Annotated in this window: 18 protein-coding genes; 7 read left to right on the top strand and 11 right to left on the bottom strand. The window is 69.7% G+C overall.

Going from position 1 to position 18402, the window contains the following annotated elements:
* Window positions 1-22: 22 nt before the first annotated feature.
* Together ASE44_RS11025 and ASE44_RS11020 are read right to left on the bottom strand one after the other, a co-directional pair.
* Window positions 23-838 carry an MBL fold metallo-hydrolase gene (locus ASE44_RS11025; protein WP_056779723.1) on the bottom strand — a complete coding sequence of 272 codons (816 nt, stop codon included), beginning with the start codon at window positions 836-838 and terminating at the stop codon, window positions 23-25.
* Between the two features lie 40 nt (window positions 839-878).
* On the bottom strand, window positions 879-1526 hold the full coding sequence (locus ASE44_RS11020) for a TetR/AcrR family transcriptional regulator (protein ID WP_162235748.1): 648 nt from the start codon (window positions 1524-1526) through the stop codon (window positions 879-881).
* Window positions 1527-1734: 208 nt separating this feature from the next.
* Between ASE44_RS11020 and ASE44_RS11015 the strand changes: the two genes are divergently transcribed.
* Window positions 1735-2730, top strand: a complete 996-nt coding sequence (locus ASE44_RS11015) for an NADP-dependent oxidoreductase (RefSeq protein ID WP_056781104.1) — start codon at window positions 1735-1737, stop codon at window positions 2728-2730.
* A gap of 28 nt (window positions 2731-2758) precedes the next feature.
* Here the strand turns inward: ASE44_RS11015 and ASE44_RS11010 are convergent, their stop codons facing one another.
* The 6 genes from ASE44_RS11010 to ASE44_RS10985 form a co-directional block, all read right to left on the bottom strand.
* Entirely contained in the window at window positions 2759-3448 is a 690-nt protein-coding gene (locus ASE44_RS11010; RefSeq protein WP_056779720.1) for an SOS response-associated peptidase, read from the bottom strand.
* 61 nt (window positions 3449-3509) lie between these two features.
* On the bottom strand, window positions 3510-5180 hold the full coding sequence (locus ASE44_RS11005) for a S8 family serine peptidase (RefSeq protein WP_056779717.1): 1671 nt from the start codon (window positions 5178-5180) through the stop codon (window positions 3510-3512).
* 136 nt (window positions 5181-5316) lie between these two features.
* A complete protein-coding gene (locus ASE44_RS11000; RefSeq protein WP_056779715.1) occupies window positions 5317-6021 on the bottom strand; it encodes an SDR family oxidoreductase in 705 nt (234 codons plus the stop codon).
* Between the two features lie 100 nt (window positions 6022-6121).
* A complete protein-coding gene (locus ASE44_RS10995) occupies window positions 6122-7105 on the bottom strand; it encodes a TerC family protein (protein ID WP_056779712.1) in 984 nt (327 codons plus the stop codon).
* A gap of 301 nt (window positions 7106-7406) precedes the next feature.
* On the bottom strand, window positions 7407-9479 hold the full coding sequence (locus tag ASE44_RS10990; protein ID WP_056779710.1) for a serine hydrolase: 2073 nt from the start codon (window positions 9477-9479) through the stop codon (window positions 7407-7409).
* Between the two features lie 70 nt (window positions 9480-9549).
* On the bottom strand, window positions 9550-9903 hold the full coding sequence (locus tag ASE44_RS10985; RefSeq protein ID WP_056011660.1) for a MerR family transcriptional regulator: 354 nt from the start codon (window positions 9901-9903) through the stop codon (window positions 9550-9552).
* A 210-nt stretch (window positions 9904-10113) separates the two neighbouring features.
* Between ASE44_RS10985 and ASE44_RS10980 the strand changes: the two genes are divergently transcribed.
* Window positions 10114-11628: a SulP family inorganic anion transporter gene (locus ASE44_RS10980; protein WP_056009446.1), complete on the top strand. Its 1515-nt coding sequence runs from the start codon at window positions 10114-10116 to the stop codon at window positions 11626-11628.
* Window positions 11629-11706: 78 nt separating this feature from the next.
* On the opposite strand, the gene ASE44_RS18845 is transcribed toward ASE44_RS10980, so the two are convergent.
* Window positions 11707-12321 (bottom strand): TetR/AcrR family transcriptional regulator, encoded by a 615-nt coding sequence (locus ASE44_RS18845; RefSeq protein WP_056009444.1) that lies wholly within the window; start codon window positions 12319-12321, stop codon window positions 11707-11709.
* A gap of 83 nt (window positions 12322-12404) precedes the next feature.
* Here ASE44_RS18845 and ASE44_RS10970 point away from each other — a divergent pair, with 83 nt between their 5' ends.
* Window positions 12405-14225 carry a carboxylesterase/lipase family protein gene (locus ASE44_RS10970; RefSeq protein WP_056009441.1) on the top strand — a complete coding sequence of 607 codons (1821 nt, stop codon included), beginning with the start codon at window positions 12405-12407 and terminating at the stop codon, window positions 14223-14225.
* Between the two features lie 51 nt (window positions 14226-14276).
* Here ASE44_RS10970 and ASE44_RS10965 read toward each other — a convergent pair whose 3' ends face one another.
* Window positions 14277-14855 carry a TerD family protein gene (locus tag ASE44_RS10965; protein WP_056009439.1) on the bottom strand — a complete coding sequence of 193 codons (579 nt, stop codon included), beginning with the start codon at window positions 14853-14855 and terminating at the stop codon, window positions 14277-14279.
* 120 nt (window positions 14856-14975) lie between these two features.
* Entirely contained in the window at window positions 14976-15725 is a 750-nt protein-coding gene (locus ASE44_RS10960; RefSeq protein WP_056779707.1) for a GAF and ANTAR domain-containing protein, read from the bottom strand.
* A 285-nt stretch (window positions 15726-16010) separates the two neighbouring features.
* Between ASE44_RS10960 and ASE44_RS10955 the strand changes: the two genes are divergently transcribed.
* Genes ASE44_RS10955 through ASE44_RS18835 form a run of 4 tightly spaced genes read left to right on the top strand, consistent with a single transcriptional unit; the run spans window position 16011 to window position 18377 of the window.
* The gene (locus ASE44_RS10955; RefSeq protein ID WP_056781102.1) at window positions 16011-17120 is read left to right on the top strand and encodes an acyl-CoA desaturase; all 1110 of its coding nucleotides are present in this window, start codon (window positions 16011-16013) and stop codon (window positions 17118-17120) included.
* A gap of 48 nt (window positions 17121-17168) precedes the next feature.
* Window positions 17169-17327: a hypothetical protein gene (locus ASE44_RS18840; RefSeq protein WP_164488334.1), complete on the top strand. Its 159-nt coding sequence runs from the start codon at window positions 17169-17171 to the stop codon at window positions 17325-17327.
* A gap of 58 nt (window positions 17328-17385) precedes the next feature.
* Window positions 17386-18282 (top strand): tyrosine-protein phosphatase, encoded by an 897-nt coding sequence (locus tag ASE44_RS10950; protein ID WP_082455965.1) that lies wholly within the window; start codon window positions 17386-17388, stop codon window positions 18280-18282.
* Window positions 18207-18377: a hypothetical protein gene (locus ASE44_RS18835; protein ID WP_164488333.1), complete on the top strand. Its 171-nt coding sequence runs from the start codon at window positions 18207-18209 to the stop codon at window positions 18375-18377. The genes ASE44_RS10950 and ASE44_RS18835 overlap by 76 nt, the downstream gene beginning before the upstream one ends.
* The last annotated feature ends 25 nt before the right edge of the window (window positions 18378-18402 follow it).

Raw genomic sequence — 18402 nt, 5'->3', positions numbered from 1 at the left:
CGTTCCGCGGGCGACCAGGGGCTCAGAACGCGCTGCCGAACGCCAGCGCTTCCGCTGCTGCCTGTGCGGGCGAGCCGAAGAACGCCGGCCCGTGCCCGGGCAGCACGATCGACGCGGGGAGCCCGGCCAGCTTCGTCAGCGACTGCCGGGCGCGCTGCAGGTCGCCGTGGAACATCTCCGGGAGCAGCTGCGGTCCGTCGTGCGGGCTCGTCGGGTGCGCGGTGATGAGGGCGTCGCCGGCGATGAGGACCCCGTGCTCGACGAGCAGGAATCCCAGGTGGCCGCGCGTGTGCCCGGGGAGGGGGATCGGCCGGATCTCGACACCGAGGGCGTCTCGGAGTTCGGGGACCGCTTCGACCGCCACGACCACGGTGGGTGGCACGACCTCGAGTCCGCCGGCCTCCACGGCGTGGTTCAACCAGCTCGCGACGCCCGGACGCTCCAGGTGGGGCTGGACGTCGGCGAGCCCCACCTGCTCGAGCACGTCTCGTCGCACGTTGGGGATCTCGTCGCGGGCGGCGAGGACGTCGCAGTCGGCCAGGCCGGCGATGAACGCGGCGTTGCCGATGTGGTCGCCGTGTCCGTGGGTGAGGAGGATCGCCTGGACGTCCTCGACCGCGTACCCGAGGGTGCCGAGGGTCGCAGTGACGGCGGCACCGTCACCCGGGTAGCCGGTGTCGATGAGGATCGGTCCGAGCTCGCCCTCGACGATGATCCAGTTCACGGCAGGGCCCTGGACGAAGTGGACGCCGTCGGTGACGGTGCTGGCGCGGGTGGTCGTGTTCGGCACGGCACCGGGGTGCGCTGCGTCGGGGTGCACGGCGTCGCTCTGGGACATGGGCGTCCTTCCGATTGCGGAGACGGGGTTCAGGGGAGGGTCAGTGCTCGGCCGGTCCGCTCACGAGCTCGTGCGAGGCGGCGGCGGCGGTCGTGGCCGCAGCGCCGGCCGGGTCGACGGTCGCGAGGATCGGGCGGATGAGCGTGATCAGCCGGTCTCGGAGCTCGGCCGCGTCGTCGTCGCCCACCGTCGTGGTGACGAGGCCGAAGCACGCGTCGAGCAGGACGTCGGAGACGCCGTCGAGGTCGGGCAGGTCGAGGTCGTGCGCGGCGGCCTCCATGCGGAGATTCGTTCGGGTGTAGGCGCGCCAGTCGAACACCGTGTAGACCGGGTCGTCCATGCGGGGAAGTTCGTGCAGCAGCCGGATGGCGCCCATGGCGATCGGGGACCGCTGGGCCTCCCGAGCCGAGGCGAGGATCATCGTCACCCACCGGAGTGCGCCGTAGGGCACGCCGATCGTCGCGTCCGCCGCCTGCCACCGCTCGTCCTGCTCTGCGATGACGGCGTGCGCGAGGCTCCGCTTCGATGGGAAGAGGTGGTACCCGATGACCGACTTCGGCTTGCCCATGACGGCGGCGATGCCGGAGAACGAGGTGCCCGCGTAGCCGTTGCGCCCGAACTCGAGGCCGGCGGCGTCGATGATCTCGTCGCGGACCTGGTTCATCGCGTACTGGCGCAGACCGCTCACCGGCGCTCCTTCGAAGTGGGTGACCATCCGGTCTGGTGGGTGTCCGAGGCCTGATCAGACGATCGTCTGAGGAGGACGCCGTCCAGCTTAGACGATCGTCTGGGAAGAACCTGGGATGACGAAGGAGCTTGGAGTCGAGAAAACTGAGTAGACTCAGAAAGAGCTGACAGCGATGGATGTCAGCCCCTACGAGAACAGGAAGACCGTCATGAGAGCGTTCGTCGTCTCGAGCTACAAGACCGCACTGCACGAAGCCGAGGTGCCTGAGCCGACCGTCGGCGACCACGACGTCCTCGTCCAGGTGCAGGCCGCCGGACTGAACCAACTCGACGAGAAGATCCGGCTCGGCGAGTTCAAGCAGATCCTGCCGTACCGCCTGCCGATCGTGCTCGGCCACGACGTCGCCGGTACCGTCGTCCGCGTCGGTGGATCCGTCCGCGCCTTCAAGCCTGGCGACGAGGTCTACGCCCGTCCCCGCGATCACCGCATCGGCACCTTCGCCGAGCGCATCGCGATCGACGAAGCCGACGTCGCCCTGAAGCCCGCGTCGATCACGATGGAGGAGGCCGGATCCCTCCCGCTCGTCGCGTTGACGGCCTGGCAGGCACTCGTCGAGATCGGGAACGTGCAGCCCGGTCAGAAGGTCCTCATCCACGCGGGTGCCGGCGGGGTCGGGTCGATCGCGATCCAGCTCGCGAAGCAGCTCGGGGCCGAGGTGGCGACCACGGCCAGCGCCGCCAACGCGGGATTCGTCCGGTCGCTGGGGGCCGATGTCGTGGTCGACTACCGTTCGGAGGACTTCGCCGAACGGCTGTCCGGCTACGATTTCGTGCTCGACAGCCTCGGTGGCGAGAACCTGGAGAAGTCGCTCCGGGTGCTGCGTCCGGGCGGCACGGTCGTCGGCATCTCGGGCCCCCCGACGCCGGAGTTCGCGAAGGCGGCCGGGCTGAACGCGGTGCTGCGGCTCGCGATCGCCGCCCTCAGCGCGAAGGTCCGCAAGCAGGCCAAGCGGCTCGACGTGCAGTACCGGTTCCTGTTCATGCGGGCGAGTGGTGATCAGCTCCGCGAGATCACGGCGCTCGTCGAACGTGGCGTCCTCCGACCCGTCGTGGGGCGCATCTCCCCGTTCGACGACACCGTCCAGGCGCTCGAGGCGCTGGCCTCCGGTGGCATCCGAGGCAAGGCCGTCATCAGCAACCCCTGAGGGGGACTCGGCCGTCGGGGCGCTCCGCTCAGGCCGGGAGCGGCTCGATGAGGTGCGGCCCGGTGTTGCGGACGTTGTTCACGTCCCGCGTGACCTCGTAGTGGGTGAGGTCGTGGGCGACGGCGAAGGACTCACGGTCGAGGAGCTGCAGCAGCTGGTCGGTGTCGAGGTGGTCGCCGAGCCAGTCGTCGTAGCCGTCCGGGGTGAGGCAGGCCGGCATGCGGTCGTGGACCTCACCCGGCGAGACGTGGGCGTCGCGGGTGATGATCGCCATCGACAGCCGCCACTTGTCGGGGTCGTCCTCGCCCTTGGTCGGGTCCGGCCAGGCGCTGATGATGCCGGCCATGGCCAGCTCCGCATCGGGGTCGTGGATGAAGTGCGGCTGCTTGCCCGTCTCCGTCACCACCCACTCGTAGTACCCGCTGGCAGGCACGATGCAGCGCGCCGAGGTGAACGCCTTCCGGAACATCGACGCCGTCGCGACCGTCTCCATGCGGGCGTTGATGGGCTGCGGCCGTTGCTTGGCGAAGTCCTTCGCCCAGCCCGGTACGAATCCCCATCGGGCCGCGGTCGCGGTCCGTTCGTCGTGACGGGTGCGGACGACGGTCACCGCCGTGGTGGGCGCGACGTTGTAGTCGGGCGCGGGCGCCTCGAACTCGGCCACGAGGTCCGCGAGGAGGGTGGACGTGGAATCGGTGACGACGAAGCGACCGCACATGCGCTCAGCATAGGAGTGCAGCTGCGGGCGGTCGAGCCCTTGCCGGTGACGGGAGGCGCGGTCAGGCGAGTCGCTGCCGCCGCCGTGCGAGGAGCAGGAGACCGCCGCCGATGATCGCGGCCGCCGTCCCCATGGTCAGGAGCAGCGCCACAGCCGACAGCCCGGTCGGCGGGAGGACGTCCGTCGCCGCCGCCGCTGAGCTCGCGGGCGTCGACGGCGACGGCGCTGCGGACGCGAGGGCCTGCAGGCTCGCGCCGACGTCGATCAGGCCCGCGCCGACCGAGCGTTCGGTCGGGATGCTCGCATCCCACGGAATCGTGATGGTGTCGAGGCGGGCGTGGTCGGTGAGCGCTGTCCGCACCTGTTCGGGCGTGAGGTCCGGTCGGAGTTGACGGACCAGTGCGGCCGCTGCGGCGACGGTGGGTGCGGCGGCGGAGGTGCCGCGGAAGTTCCCGGAGCCGGTGAGGACCGTCGTCGACACGGGCAGGTCGTCGACGCCGGCAGCGGTCGGGCCGGAGACGGTCACGCGCGCCGGGACGCCGAAGAGGATGGTCGAGGGTCCGAGGGAGGAGTAGGTCTCCAATGTCGAATCCGCGGCGTCGACCGCGGCGACCCGGAACGCGGCCGGGTACGCCTGGTGGCCGAAGAGTGCTGAGCCCACGGTGTCGGTGGCCGTCGAGCGGAAGTACTCCTGCGAGGACAGCTCGGGCCGATCGGGGAAGGGCAGCCAGGTCAACGCCACCGGAGGGGTGCCCGAGGTGGCGGTCACCTGGCGCACGACGCTGACCTGGACCTCCGACAGCTCGGTCTCCGAGGGGTTCTGCAGCGGAGCCGTGCCGGTCGCGAGGCCAGGGTCGGAGGGCGTGAACGGGATCGTGCGGTCCGCCAGCGACAGGACGTACTCGAACCGCGTCGCGACGGCGCCGTCCGGTTCGGCCCAGTCGAGGACACCGAACATCAATGCGGCGGGTGGCAGGGTGACGCCCATCGTCGGATCGGCCGGGTCGCCGGGATCGAAGTCGAGGCAGTCGACGGAGGAGGCGGGGAAGAGGTCGGCGACGTTCTGCGGGCAGCTGGTCGGGCGGTACTGCTCGGTCGCCCAGGAGCCGATCGGGAAGCCTGCGCTCGGCGAACCCGGTGCGCCGGGGACGCCGAAGTTGCCGGTGGCGGTGGTGTAGAAGACACCGGCGTCCACCGCCCGCTGGATGGCCGCTTCGCCGGCTCCGGTCCGGTATCGGCGGTCGTCGCCGCCCTGGACGTCGTCGACGATAATCGTCGCGCCGGCCGCGGTGAGACGGTCGATCGCGCCGGGGAAGTCGGACGTCCCGGAGGCGAACAGGAGCTCCGCCCCTGGCGCGATCCCGTGCACCAGCTGGGCCATCGCGCGGCCCTCGTCGTCTTCGTCCCCGGCCGGGTCGTCCACGAGCGTGACCGGTGTCCGGTAGCCGCACGGGTTCCCGGGCCCGGGCAGCAGGCCGGCCGTGACGTCGGCCGCGACGGCCTCGTCACCGGCGTTCCCGAAGGAGCCGGAGATGATCCCCACGCGGACGCCGGAGCCGTCGACACCGAACGTCGTCGCCGCATCACCCGCGTTCAGGAGCTCGACGGCGGGTGCCGGGAGTGAGCGACAGGCGGCGGTGGCTGCTCCGGCCGGTGCCGCTCCCGCACCGACGACGCAGCACGCGAGGGCGACCACGATCACCCCGGACATCCGGTCCCGCAGCACACCCATCGTCACTCCTCGTCGCGGTGGACGCCCCCGCGACGACCACCCTGAGGAGATCGTGGCAGAGGTGCTCCTCAGGGTGGCGGCCGTTTCGGAAAACGGATCGCCGGTGTCCGCGTCCCGTGCGGGAGGGTGGCGTCGGTTACTCCGCGAGCTGCGGGTACACGGCCTCGAGCGGTGCGCTCAGCCCGGCGCGGAGGTGGCGGGAGGTGTCGTCCGCGAGGACCTCGTACTCGTCGGCGGCCATCGCGTCGTAGACCTGGGCGACGAGCAGCGCCGGGTCGAGCTTCGCGTCCGTGGTGTGTGCTGCCATCGCGGTGTCGACGTAGCCGACGTGCACGCCGATGACGTGGACGCCCGCGGGGAGCAGTTCGAGCCGGAGTGAGTTCGTCGCCGACCACAGGGCCGCCTTCGTCGCACTGTAGATCCCGTTGACCGCGTACCAGCTGAGGGCCGAGTGCAGGTCGATGATGGTCGCGCCCTCGCGCCCCGAGAGCAGGGGTGCGTAGGCGCGGGCGAGGAACAGCGGGCCGAGGAAGTTGGTCTCCACGTTGCTGCGGATCTCCTCGTCCGTCTGGGTGAGGATGCCGGGGGTCGTGACGGCGACACCGGCGTTGTTGATGAGCACAGTGACGTCGGGGGCCGCCTCGACGAGCGCGGCGATCGAGGTCGGGTCGGTCACGTCGAGCGTGAGGGGGACCACCCGCTCGTCGTCCCAGGTGCGCGGGTTGCGGGCGGTCGCGTAGACCTTCGCGGCGCCCCGGGCGAGGGCTTCGTGGACGAAGTGGGTGCCGATGCCGCCGTTCGCGCCGGTGACGAGGACGACTGCTCCAGTGAGTGAGGGCATGAGGGGGCTGCTTTCCGATCGATGACGACTGTGCTCAATACTGACTCTAGTCAGATATTGAGCACAGTCGCCCCGTAGCGGCGAGGTGCTGCGGATGCGCCTACTGCTCGAGCCCCGCCCGTGCGTCGCGGCGGGTCTTCGCGAGCGAGGCGACCGTCGCCACCGTGATGGTCAGCGCGATGAACAGCAGCGAGAACCAGATCGGGATGTCGGGGATCCAGTCGATGTGCTGCCCGCCGTTGATGAACGGCAGCTCGTTGACGTGGAGGGCGTGGAACACGAGCTTCACGCCGATGAAGGCGAGGATGACCGCGAGGCCCTGCGCCAGGTAGACGAGCCGCTCGAGCAGGCCGCCGATGAGGAAGAACAGCTGGCGCAGCCCCATGAGGGCGAAGGCGTTCGCCGTGAACACGATGTACGCCTGCTCGGTGAGGCCGTAGATCGCCGGGATGGAGTCGACCGCGAAGACGAGGTCGATGAAGCCGATCGCGACGATGGTGAGCAGCATCGGGGTGAAGAAGCGCTTGCCGTCGATCTTCACCGAGAGTCGGTCGCCGTGGTACGTGTCGGTGATGGGGAGGATGCGGCGGGCGAAGCGCACGAGCTTGCCGTTCGCCGGGTCGCTCTCATGGTTGCTGAACGCCTGACGGTACGCGAGGAACAGCAGCAGCGCGCCCATCAGGTAGAAGATCCAGGAGTAGTTCTCGATGAGGGCGGCGCCCACGGCGATGAACGCGCCGCGCATGATGAGGGCGATGATGATGCCGATCATCAGCACCTTCTGCTGGTACGCCTTCGGCACGGCGAAGCCCGCCATCACGATGAGGAAGACGAACAGGTTGTCGATCGACAGCGCCTTCTCCGTCAGGTAGCCGGCGAAGTACTCGCCGCCGTAGGTCCAGTCGGACACGAGCCCGATGCCGACGCCGAAGAGCAGCGCGAGGCTGACGTAGAAGATCGACCAGCGGGCGGACTCGGCGATCGTCGGCTCGTGCGGCTTCCGCACGTGCGCGAAGAACTCGTAGACGAAGAACAGGATCGTGACACCGATGGTGATGATCCAGATGAGTGGGGTGACGGCCATGACGGCTCCAAGGGGTCGAGGGACACGAAGTTCCGGCGACGACGCCGGAACAAGGTCTTCTCCACTCTCGATGAGAGCCGGCACCCCGGGATCCCGACGGTGGGTCCGTACTGACGAGCATGCCGCGAAGGAGTACTCCCCTTGCTCCGTCCATGGTACGGGCGGGATGGAGTCCGACCTCGGGTCGGAGGTCGGACTCTCCGGGGTTTCCCACCGGATTCCGGGTTCCTCCCAGGATCACGGTGGCACGACGATCGCCTTGCCGGTCAGCCGCCCGCCGCCGGAAGGCGTGATCGGCGGCTCAGTAGCTGAGGTCCGGGAGGAGCAGTCCGCCGACGACGGCGACGAATCCGAGCCCGACGAACGCGAGCGCGGTGAGCACGCCACCCGTGACGCGCACGGCAGTGGCCACCCGACGGCGCGGGCGACCGTCGCTCGTGCCCGGTTCCGTCTCCGTTCCGCGCGCCGCGCGGACCGCCCGCCAAACGCTCGGGACACACCCGAGCACCGCGAGGGCCGTGAGAATCTGGGCGATCCGGATGACGACCGGCGACGGGGCTGGTCCGTCGGAGATGAGCGCCTGCGCGACGACCGACCAGAACGGTGCGGCGGCGATGAGCGCGAGCACCGATCCGCGCGTCCACCACGAGAGCGCGCGGTCCCGTCGGTCAGATGAGACGGGCCGAGAGGTCCCCGCCCGACGCAGCGCGCCGAGGGGCCACGCGAGCAGGGTGATCACGAGGATGACGAGCGAGCCGGCGGCGATCGTCGGGACCAAGGCCCGTTCGGTCGGCATCGGTTGCATGGTGAACGCCGGATCGAAGCCGACGGCGGTCACCGTGTCGCCATTGGTCGAGGCCGCCACCCGGCGTTGACCGTCGACCTCCTGCCACACCCACGGTTCGACCTCGACGAAGCGCAGCGGTGTCCCCGCGCTGTCGGTGATCGCGGAGATCGTGACGACACCGTCTTGCTCGGCGGTGACCTCCACGCTCGACAGGACGTAGAAGAGTCGGACGAACGTCGACTCGCCACGTCGCGACAGCTGATAGGTGCCGGCCAGTGCTGCGGCGTGCGCCGCGGCCGTCTCCTCGACGCGTGGGGCGGACCGCTCCTCCGGGAAGTACCGGTCGGCGAAGCCGGTCGTGACCGCGTTGCGGATCGCCGTGCTCGAGTCGCCGTTCACGCCCGTGCTGTTCAGGGAGATGAAGATCCCGGCGTCGTCGTCGGGGTAGATCTCGAGCTGGGCGTGGAACGCGGTGAGATCGCCGGCGTGACTGAGGATGCGGTGTCCGTTCCGGTCCCGTTCGAAGAATCCGAGGGTCATCCGCGGACCGTTCGCGAGGTTCCCGAGGTGTTCCTCGTCGAGGGCAGGGGTGTGCATCCGCTCGAGGCTCTCCGGTGTGAGGAGGGTGCGACCGTCCGCCGACGGGTGGCCGAGCTGGGCGTTCATGAAGTTCGCGAGATCGCCGGCGGTCGCGCTGATCGCGCCTGCCGGTGCCGGACTGACGACCTCGAACGGCACCTCGGGTGACCCGGCGAAGCGGTACCCCGCCGACATGTCGCGTCGGCGTTCCGGCGACAGGGGTTGCTCGTACGTCGCGTCCGTCATGCCGGACGCCTCCAGGACGTGCTCGGTGGCGTACTGCTCGAAGGGTGTGCCGGTGACGCACTCGACGACGTAGGCGGCGAGCCCGTTGGAGTAGTTGGAGTAGGACGGCGTGGTCCCCGGCTCGAAGATCTGCTCGGGTGGGTCGATCGTGACCGTGTCGCGGAGCGGCTTCGGCTCTGCGGGCGCCGAGGCGATGAGTCCGGCGAGTTGGTCTTCGAAGCCGGCAGTGTGCGTCAGGAGATGACGGAGGGTGATCGGGGTCTCGAACGCCACCGGCAGGGTGACGTCGAGGTAGGACTGCACAGGTTCGTCGAGGTCGAGGACTCCGGCCTCGACCTGCTGCATCACGGCGGTCGCCGTCATGAGCTTCGACACGGACCCGATGCGGAAGAGCGTCCGGTCGACGTCGACCGCGACCGGTTCGACCGTCGCGGTGCCCGCCGTCGCCAGCCCGTAGCCGCGCTCAGTGACGATCTCGCCGCCGCTCACCACCGAGACGATGGCGCCGGTGATCCCTTCGCGTTCGAGCGCGGCGGGCAGCAGTCCGTCGAGCCATGCCGTGGTGTCCTCCGGTGACAGGGATGCGGCCACCGTCCGGGTCGTCGTCGGCTTGGACGGCTCCGTCCCGGCGGCCGTCCCGGCGACGGCGAGTGGGCCGCAGACGATCGCGATCAGGGCCGCGAGGACGACGGGCGTCCGACCGCGGGATCGAGTGGCCGTTCGGGCAGGGCGGCCGGGGGTTTCGCGGCGACTGTCGTTCACAAAGTCAGTCGACCACCATTCGAGCGCATCGCCAAAACGAGCGCACCCGCTGTCCGCTATCCGAAGCGGTTCACCGCCGGGCTTCGAGGAGGGAGACGAACTCGTCGGCCATCGCGAGCTGCTGCTGGAGCTTGGCGCGGCGCTCGGCGGCGTCCGCGATGAACTCGTCGAGGATCGCCCGGGTGTCGTCGTCGGGCGCCGTGTCCATGGCGTCGATCACGCGGAGGAGTTCGGCCATCTCCTCCAGGGAGAATCCGAGCGGCTTCATGCGCCGGATGAGGATGAGCCGGTCGTAGTCGTCCTGGGTGTAGAGGCGGAACCCGCCCTCGGTGCGTGCGGATGCCGAGACCAGGCCGACGTCGTCGTAGTGCCGCAGGGTGCGGAGCGAGAGGCCGGTGCGCTCGGCGAGTTCACCGATGTGCATGGTGGTCGGTTCGCTCGTCACGATGGCCTCACTTCAAATCAACCCTTACGTTAGGGTAGAGTTACGGATGACGGCCGATGCGGCCGCAACCCCTCCATTCTTCCGCGCGCGACCGTTCCGCGCGGCCGGTGACGCGCGCCTCGCCACACCGGACCCCTGACGCACCCATCCGGTCCTCGCGCTGAGGGCCCCGACTCCGACAGGAGACCCATGGCCATCGGCCAGACACCCCTCACGCCCATCACGCCGCAACCGACCGTCCTCACAGCCCTCCGGAGCCCGCGGATCCTCACCCGGGAGGTGCTGGCCGGCCTCGTCGTCGCCATGGCACTCATCCCCGAGGCGATCTCGTTCTCGATCATCGCGGGCGTGGACCCGCAGGTCGGGCTGTTCTCCTCGTTCGTCATGGCCACCGCGATCGCCTTCCTCGGTGGCCGACCGGCGATGATCACCGCAGCCACCGGCGCGATCGCCCTCGTCATCGCCCCCGTCGCCCGGGAACACGGCCTCGACTACTTCATCGCCACCGTCATCCTCGGCGGAATCTTCCAGGTGGCCCTCGGCCTCCTCGGTGTCGCGAAGCTCATGCGGTTCATCCCGCGCAGCGTCATGGTCGGCTTCGTCAACGCGTTGGCGATCCTCATCTTCACCGCACAACTCCCGAACCTCATCGGGGTGCCGTGGCTCGTGTACCCGCTCGTGGCGGTCGGCATCGTGGTCATGGTCGTGATGCCGCGGTTGACGACCTTCGTCCCGGCTCCGCTCGTCGCCATCGTCCTCATCACCGCGGCGACGGTGGTGACCGGCCTCAACGTCCCCACCGTCGGCGACCAGGGCGAGCTCCCGAGGAGCCTGCCGGGCTTCCTCCTCCCCGACGTGCCGTTCACGATGGAGACCTTCGCGATCATCGCGCCGTACGCCGCCGCGATGGCGCTCGTCGGGCTCCTCGAGTCGCTCATGACCGCCAAGCTCGTGGACGACATCACCGACACCCCGTCGGGGAAGACCCGCGAGTCGCTGGGTCAGGGGATCGCGAACGTGCTCTCCGGCTGCTTCGGGGGCATGGGTGGTTGCGCGATGATCGGGCAGACGATGATCAACGTGAAGGCGTCGGGTGCGCGGACACGGATCTCGACCTTCCTCGCCGGCGTGTTCCTCCTGGTGCTCGTCGTCGCCCTCGGTGACGTCGTCGAGCTGATCCCCATGGCCGCCCTCGTCGCGGTGATGGTCATGGTGTCCGTCGCGACCTTCGACTGGCACAGCATCCGTCCCCGCACGCTGCGCGCCATGCCCATCGGCGAGACCGTGGTGATGGTGGCGACGGTCGTCGTGGTGGTCCTGACGCACAACCTCGCGATCGGCGTCGTCGTCGGTGTGGTCGCGGCGATGGTGGTCTTCGCCAAGCGGGTCGCGCACGTCGCCACCGTCGAGCGGACCGTCGACGAGGCTGCGGAGACGCCCACCGCTCGTTATACCGTCACGGGCGAGCTGTTCTTCGCATCGAGCAACGAGCTCACGACGTGGTTCGCCTACGCCGACGATCCGGAGCTCGTCGTCATCGACCTCTCGCAGTCGCACGTGTGGGACGCCTCGACCGTCGCCGCGCTCGACGCGATCACGACGAAGTACGTGCGCCACGGCAAGCGCGTCGTCATCGAAGGGATGAACGACGCGAGCACCCGGATCCACACGAGGCTCGCCGGCAAGCTCGGCGGCGGTCACTGACGGACCGCGGCTCCGTACCCGAGGAGGTGGGGGAGTCGGGTCGCGATCGTGACCGGGCCCCGGCGTGGATGCCGGTGATCAGGCCGTGGTCAGCCCGCGGAGGACGGCGGTGACGACCACGCGTTGCGTCGTGGACGTCTCGGCGTCCACCGGCGACAGGCCCACGGCGCCGACGTGCGCGGCGATCACGGCCTTGGCCAGGACGGACGCGTCGACGACCGGGGTGCGCCCGTGGACGGCGGCGAGGGCGGCGAACCGGCCCCCGAGTTCGGAGAGTCGTCGTCCTCCGTCGGTCATGATCATGTCCTGTGCGAACACCGGATCGGCGCCCGCCTTCGACAACAGGACGGTCCGCAGGGAGAACCAGTCACGGCTCGCCGGGAGTGCGTCGAGGAGGTGCCCGACCGCCTCGTCGAGGCTCCCTGCCGGGTGCGCTCCGAGCAGCTGCTCGTCCAGGGCGACGCTGAGTCGTTCCCACACCGCCGCCGCCTGCTGCTGGTGCAGGGCGAGGTAGAGCTGCTCGACCGAGGCGAAGTTCGAGTAGAACGCGCCGCGCGTGAAGCCGGCTCGACGCGCGATGTCCTCGACGCTCTGGGCGATGGTCCCGCTCGTCTCGAAGAGTTCCGCGGCGGCAGTGAGGAGACGGCGTCTGGTCTCGCCCCGGTTGCGCCCCGTCGACCCGCTGTCACTCATGCCCCCAGCCTATGGCCGGGTTGGTGCTCTCCTCCCGAACTCGATACGATCTGTATTCAATACACATCGTATCGAGGAGGATCATGCAGCAGCGCCGCCACAAGCCGACCTGGGTGAGGATCGGGGTACCGCTCCTCGGGGCGGGGCTGCTCGGCGCACTCGTCGCGTGGCTCAACGCCGCGCCGTGGTGGGGGTGGTTGCTCCTCGGCGGGATCCTGGCCTTGAGCGCCTTCGCTGCCCGGACCTGGCTCCGCAGGCCGTGGTTCGTCCGCGCCTCCGCCTGGCTCGTGGTCACCGGGATCGTCGTGGGTACCGCCTTCGCGGCAGGGCCGGTGCCGACCACGCGCACGCTGAGCGGGACGCACACGGATCCGGTGAGCACGGCGCAGGGAGCGGTCGTCGGGGTGCGGGACGACCGCGCTCAGGTCGATGCGTTCGCGGGCATCCCCTACGCGGCACCACCGGTCGGGCCCCTGCGATGGCGACCGCCGGCTCCCGCGCCGGACCGGGACTCGGTCTTGATCGCCGACGACTTCGGTCCGTCCGCGATGCAGGCGGAGCCGACGTTCCTCTCCCGGGCGGCGACCCGCCTGCTCGACCTCCCGCTCGAAGAGACCCTCCTCGGTGGATACCGGACGAGCGAGGACAGCCTGCGGCTGAACATCTGGCGCGCGTCGGCACCATCGACCACCGGACCGCGCCCCATCCTCGTGTACCTGCACGGAGGCGCGTTCATCGCCGGTTCGGGCGCGTTCCCCGCCTACGACGGCGCCGCGCTCGCTGCCCGCGGCGACGTCATCGTCGTGACGCTCAACTACCGACTGGGTGTCTTCGGGTTCCTCGCCGACGACGCGATCGGCGGCTCGACGCCCGGGAACCAGGGGCTGCTCGATCAGCTCGCCGCGCTGCGGTGGGTGCAGGAGAACATCGGTGCGTTCGGCGGCGATCCGACCCGCGTCACCGTCGCCGGCGAGTCGGCAGGTTCCGGGAGCGCCTGCATCCTCGGGGCGTCACCGCTCGCCGCGGGCCTCGTCCACGGCATCATCGGGGAGAGCGGCGGATGCCTCGGAACGGCAGGCGACCGCGACGCAGGCGACCTCTACGACGACCGGCCGACGGCGGGCGAAGCCGCTCGCGAGCTGCGTGCCGCACTGGGCGGGGCGACCTTGGAGGAGATGCGGGCGATGCCGGCGGAACGCATCGCGTCCGCGGCGGCCGAGCTGTCGGCGCACTGGTGGCCGTCGGTCGACGATGCCGTGCTCCCCACGACCCCGTCCGCGATCTACGCCGAAGGACGACAGAACGACGTGCCGCTGCTGCTCGGAAGCAACGCGGATGAGACCTCGCTGGACCAGGTGACCGGGGTGGACTCGGATCCGGAGACCTACCGCCGCGAGGTCCGGGCGGAACACGGCGCCGACGCCGACCGGTTCCTCGAGCTGTATCCCGGTGGGGATCCCGATCAGGTCGTCGACTCCCGCCTGCGTGCCGGTACCGACGAGTCGATGACCGCGCCCATGCGCGAGTGGGCGCTCATGGCGGCCCAGACCGGGCGTTCGCCCGTCTACACCTACTTCTTCTCCCGCGTGCCACCGGCGAAGGGCTTAGAGAAATTCGGCGCGTACCACGGCGCTGAAGTGATGTACGCCTACGGCAACCTGGGCGCCGACGGTGACGCCGACTACGGGGCCGTGGATCGACGGCTCGAGTCGGAGATGACCGCCTCCTGGCTGGCCTTCACCCTCCGACAGGACCCCCGCAATCCGACCGTCGAGCGCTGGCCGACCGTCCAGGAGTCTCCGGAGGTGGTCCTCGAGTTCGGTGATACGACGACGGTCACGCAGCGTCCGTCCCCGCGTGCCGTCGACTTCTGGTTGGACGCGTCGGCGAGGCACGCCCGATAGCTCGGCGGCGGTCACTGACCGCCGGAAGCTCCAGCGCCTTCGGTGTGCCGCTCAGTCGAGCGGGACGCCGAAGTCGCCGGCGATCCCGGCGAGGCCGGTCGTGTAGCCCTGCCCGACGGCACGGAACTTCCACTCGCCGTTGTGGCGGTAGATCTCGGCGAACAGCATCGCCGTCTCCTGGGAGGCGTCCTCGGTGAGGTCGTAGCGGACGATCTCCTGCTGGTCCTGGTCGAGGACGCGGCAGAAGGCGTCGCGGACCTGACCGAAGTTCTGGCGACGGTTGTCGGCGTCATGGATGGAGACCGCGATGACGATGCGCGAGACGTCGGCTTCGACGGTGCGGAGGTCGATCGTGATCTGCTCGTCGTCTCCGTCGCCCTCACCGGTGCGGTTGTCGCCCTGGTGCACGACCGAGCCGTCCGGCGTCGACATCTGGTTGTAGAAGATGAAGTCCGCTGGGCTCCGGATCTTGCCGTTCTCCGCGACGAGGATCGCCGAGGCGTCGAGGTCGAACGCCACGCCGACGGTGGTGCGCGGATCCCAACCGAGACCGACCGTTGCGATCGTCAGACCAGGACTGGTCTTCGTGAGGGAGAGGTTGCTGCCTTTGGAGAGGCTGAGGCCTGCCATGGGTTGTTCCTTCGGGAGTGCTCGTGTGGTGTTCGAACCTCCATCCTGCCGTGTTCCGGCTGAGAGTGGAGGGGGTTGCCACGGATTTCCCGCCGACGCCGCCCCGCGCAGTGCGGGGGACTACTCGTCCCCGGCCACCGGTGTGCTGCCGACGACCTCCTCGAGCGGCACCTCCTCGCGGGCGACCGCGGCGGCCACGTCACCGAGCCGTCGCTGCCGGGAGCGCGCGTACTGCCGGATCATCCCGAACGCGGTGTCCATGTCGACGCCCGCCGCCCGCGCCAGGTACCCCTTCGCCTGTTCGATGGTGATGCGGGTGTCGAGGGCGCGCTGGAGTTGTGCGGTGGCGAGGGTCGCGCTCTCGATCGTCCGCTGCTGCAGGAGGCTGATCGTCGCGACGTCGGCCAACGCCTGGGCTGCTCGGGCGTCGGCGCCGTTGAGTGCGCCCTCGGTCTCGCGGAAGAGGTTCAGCGACCCGACGATGGTGTCGCGGAGTCGCATGGGGATGGCGTGGACACCGGCGTACCCGTGCTCGCTCGAGGCCTCCGCGAACCTCGGCCAGTGCGCGCGGAGGTCGTCGACGGTCTCCGCCGTCACCAGGTCGCCCGAGGTGACCGCGGTGATGCACGGGCCCTCGCCGGCGTTCAACTGGAGGAGTCCGAAGAAGCTGCTGCGCTCGCTCGTGGAGGCGACGACCTTGAGGGCGCCGTCGCGGTCGGCGAGGTGGATCGCCCCGGCCGCGGCGTCGAAGAGTTCGACGGCCCGATCGACGAGGATCTGCAGGACCTCGACGACGTCGTAGTCGTCGACGAGGCTGTCGGTGAGTGTCACGAACGTCTCGATGAGTCGTGCTTCGCGCGTGTCATCCATGGCTGGGTTCGTCCTCATCTGTCGAGTAGCGGATCAACCGTAACCGAGCCGGAACCCTTCCGTGGCACCGCGGCGGCATCTCTTCCGGCCTGATTTGCATCGATCGCCGGGGCCGTCCTACGCTGAACGGGCGCTGCCCCAGACCCCGGTCGCCGGACAATCCCTCCACATCCGTCCATGCCCAGGGAGCATCATGCGCACGCACCGATCAGGCCCGTTCTCCACGCGCCGTCGGCGATCATCGACCTCGACGACACCGCCCGTCCACCTGGCGGAGCGGGTCCGGTGACGGTCGAACGCAGCAGCGGGTTCCGCAAGACCGGACCGAGCAGCACGCCGCGGGCCGGCGGTACGTCGAGTTACTCCGCGATCCTCGCACAGGTGAAGTCAGCCGGTCTCCTCCGGCGGCGGTACGCGTTCTACTGGACCCTCTTCGCCGTGCTCGTCCTCGCGACCGCCGGCTGCTGGGTGGCCTTCGCGATGCTCGGAGCGTCCTGGTGGCAACTGCTCGTCGCCGCGGCGCTCGGCGTGCTGTTCACGCAGTTCGCGTTCCTCTCGCATGAGGCCGCGCACCGGCAGGTGTTCGAGTCGCGTGCGTGGAACGACCGGGCCGGTCGCTTCCTCGGGACGTTCCTCGTGGGTCTCAGCTACTCGTGGTGGATGAACAAGCACACCCGTCATCACGGCAACCCGAACACCGTGGGCAAGGATCCCGACATCGAGCCGGACACGATCCGCTTCCTGCCGGAGGACGTCAGCGCGGTGCGCAATCGGGCCGCGAAGCTCTTCTACCGCCACCAGGGCTGGCTGTTCTTCCCGCTCCTCACGCTCGAGGGCCTCAACCTGCACTGGCTCGCGATCCGCTCGGTGGTGAGCGGCGTCGGGACGAGGGCCGGCGGCCGCGATCGCGCGATCGAGGGGGCGCTGCTCCTGGCCCGGTTCGGTCTCCTCCTCGGCGTCGTGTTCACCTTCCTGCCCTTCGGTTTGGCGTGCGCGTTCCTCGGCGTGCAGTTCGCGGTGTTCGGCGTCATGATGGGCGCGTCCTTCGCGCCGAACCACAAGGGCATGCCGACGATCGCCCATGACGCGAACGTCGACTTCTTCTCCCGCCAGGTGCGCACCTCGCGGAACGTCACGGGTGGCCTGTGGGTGTCGTTCCTCATGGGTGGCCTGAACTACCAGGTGGAGCACCACCTGTTCCCGTCGATGCCGCGGCCCGCGCTGAAGGAGGCGCGACGGCTGGTGCGTGACCACTGTGCGGCGCTCGACGTGCCGTACACGGAGACCACGCTGCTGCGGTCGTACGGCATCGTCATCCGCTACCTCAACCGGGTCGGCCTCGGGGCCCGCGATCCGTTCGCGTGCCCGCTCGTCGCCGAGCTCCGCATACACTGACCCCCATCACCGAGCACCACCACCCCACGGAAGCAGGAACCCACGCCCATGCAGATCATCATCGTCCTCCTTGTCCTCTGGGCGATCCTCTCCGTCGTCGGGTTCGCGTTGAAGGGCCTGCTCTGGCTGGGCATCATCGGCATCGTCCTGTTCATCGGGACGATAGTGTTTGGTGCCATCCGCCGAGCTGCGAGCAAGCGCAAGTAGCGCTGAGGCGTACCGCGCCGAGCCGCACGGCGCAGGCCGGTCGGGTACGCTCTGCCGGATGCGGAACCTGGACTGGGACGGCCTGCGCAACCTGAGAGACCTCGGCGGCCTGCCGACGCCGTTGTCGTCCACCGGCGTGACGGTCAGCGGGCGGATCGCGCGAGGACCACGACGGGAGCTGCTCACCGAAGCCGGGTGGGCGGCGGCGACGCGATGGGGGCTGCGCTCCGTGGTCGACCTCCGCAGTGCCGACGAGGTCGGTGCCCGAGACGCCGACCCGGACGCCCGGCCCCCGGCGGATCTCGTCATCACGCTGGCGCCGACCGAGGACCAGGCGGATCCCGAGTTCCGTGAGGTCTGCCTGCCGATCCTCGATTCGCCCGAGTACTGGCAGCACAACGTGCGCATCCTGCCGGACCTCGTCCGCGTCGCGTTGGAGACGGTCGCCACGAGCGAGCCTGGGATCCTCGTGCACTGCGCCGCCGGACGGGACCGCACCGGCCTGATCAGCGCCCTCCTCCTCGCCAACGCCGGCGTCCCCGACGAGGCGATCGTCGACGACTACGCGGCGTCGGTCCGTGCGATGGCGGGGGCTGCGCCACACGGAGGGCCGACGCACGATCGCCAAGCCACCTGGACGGCGGAGCAGGTCGACGCCTTCCTCGACGAGGTCACCCCGCATGTGCGCGCGTTCGTCGCCGCGGTCGACGGCGTCTTCGACCTCCTGAGTCTCGACGAAGCGGTGCGAGTCCGCCTGCGACGGCTCCTCGTCGGGGTGACAGGTTCCGGCTCCTGCAAAGGCCGTCCTGCTAGGGTCCTGCCTGATCGTCACCCGATCCCGCCAGCCGCCATCACCCTCGGAACAGGAAACCCACACCCGTGCAGAAGTTCGCCGTCGTCATCGTCGTCCTCCTCGCCCTCTGGGCGATCCTCTCCATCGTCGGGTTCGTGCTGAAGGGCCTGTTCTGGCTCGGCGTCATCGGCGTCATCCTCATCGTCGGCACCATCGCGTTCGGAGCCGTCCAGCGTTCCCTGAACAACCGGCGGTAGCGCTCCGTCGCAGCGCGAACGGCGA

The organism is Plantibacter sp. Leaf1, from assembly GCF_001421315.1.
Lineage (GTDB): Bacteria > Actinomycetota > Actinomycetes > Actinomycetales > Microbacteriaceae > Plantibacter.
The sequence above is the reverse complement of the archived record's forward strand: the minus strand, read 5'-3'. Positions and strand labels throughout refer to the sequence as shown.

Excerpts from the sequence above, each read along its gene's own strand:
- ASE44_RS11025 (WP_056779723.1), bottom strand. The coding sequence starts at position 838 with ATGTCCCAGAGCGACGCCGTGCACCCCGACGCAGCGCACCCCGGTGCC.
- ASE44_RS11015 (WP_056781104.1), top strand. The coding sequence starts at position 1,735 with ATGAGAGCGTTCGTCGTCTCGAGCTACAAGACCGCACTGCACGAAGCC.
- ASE44_RS11010 (WP_056779720.1), bottom strand. The coding sequence starts at position 3,448 with ATGTGCGGTCGCTTCGTCGTCACCGATTCCACGTCCACCCTCCTCGCG.
- ASE44_RS11005 (WP_056779717.1), bottom strand. The coding sequence starts at position 5,180 with ATGGGTGTGCTGCGGGACCGGATGTCCGGGGTGATCGTGGTCGCCCTC.
- ASE44_RS11000 (WP_056779715.1), bottom strand. The coding sequence starts at position 6,021 with ATGCCCTCACTCACTGGAGCAGTCGTCCTCGTCACCGGCGCGAACGGC.
- ASE44_RS10995 (WP_056779712.1), bottom strand. The coding sequence starts at position 7,105 with ATGGCCGTCACCCCACTCATCTGGATCATCACCATCGGTGTCACGATC.
- ASE44_RS10985 (WP_056011660.1), bottom strand. The coding sequence starts at position 9,903 with ATGCACATCGGTGAACTCGCCGAGCGCACCGGCCTCTCGCTCCGCACC.
- ASE44_RS10980 (WP_056009446.1), top strand. The coding sequence starts at position 10,114 with ATGGCCATCGGCCAGACACCCCTCACGCCCATCACGCCGCAACCGACC.
- ASE44_RS18845 (WP_056009444.1), bottom strand. The coding sequence starts at position 12,321 with ATGAGTGACAGCGGGTCGACGGGGCGCAACCGGGGCGAGACCAGACGC.
- ASE44_RS10970 (WP_056009441.1), top strand. The coding sequence starts at position 12,405 with ATGCAGCAGCGCCGCCACAAGCCGACCTGGGTGAGGATCGGGGTACCG.
- ASE44_RS10965 (WP_056009439.1), bottom strand. The coding sequence starts at position 14,855 with ATGGCAGGCCTCAGCCTCTCCAAAGGCAGCAACCTCTCCCTCACGAAG.
- ASE44_RS10960 (WP_056779707.1), bottom strand. The coding sequence starts at position 15,725 with ATGGATGACACGCGCGAAGCACGACTCATCGAGACGTTCGTGACACTC.
- ASE44_RS18840 (WP_164488334.1), top strand. The coding sequence starts at position 17,169 with ATGCAGATCATCATCGTCCTCCTTGTCCTCTGGGCGATCCTCTCCGTC.
- ASE44_RS10950 (WP_082455965.1), top strand. The coding sequence starts at position 17,386 with ATGCGGAACCTGGACTGGGACGGCCTGCGCAACCTGAGAGACCTCGGC.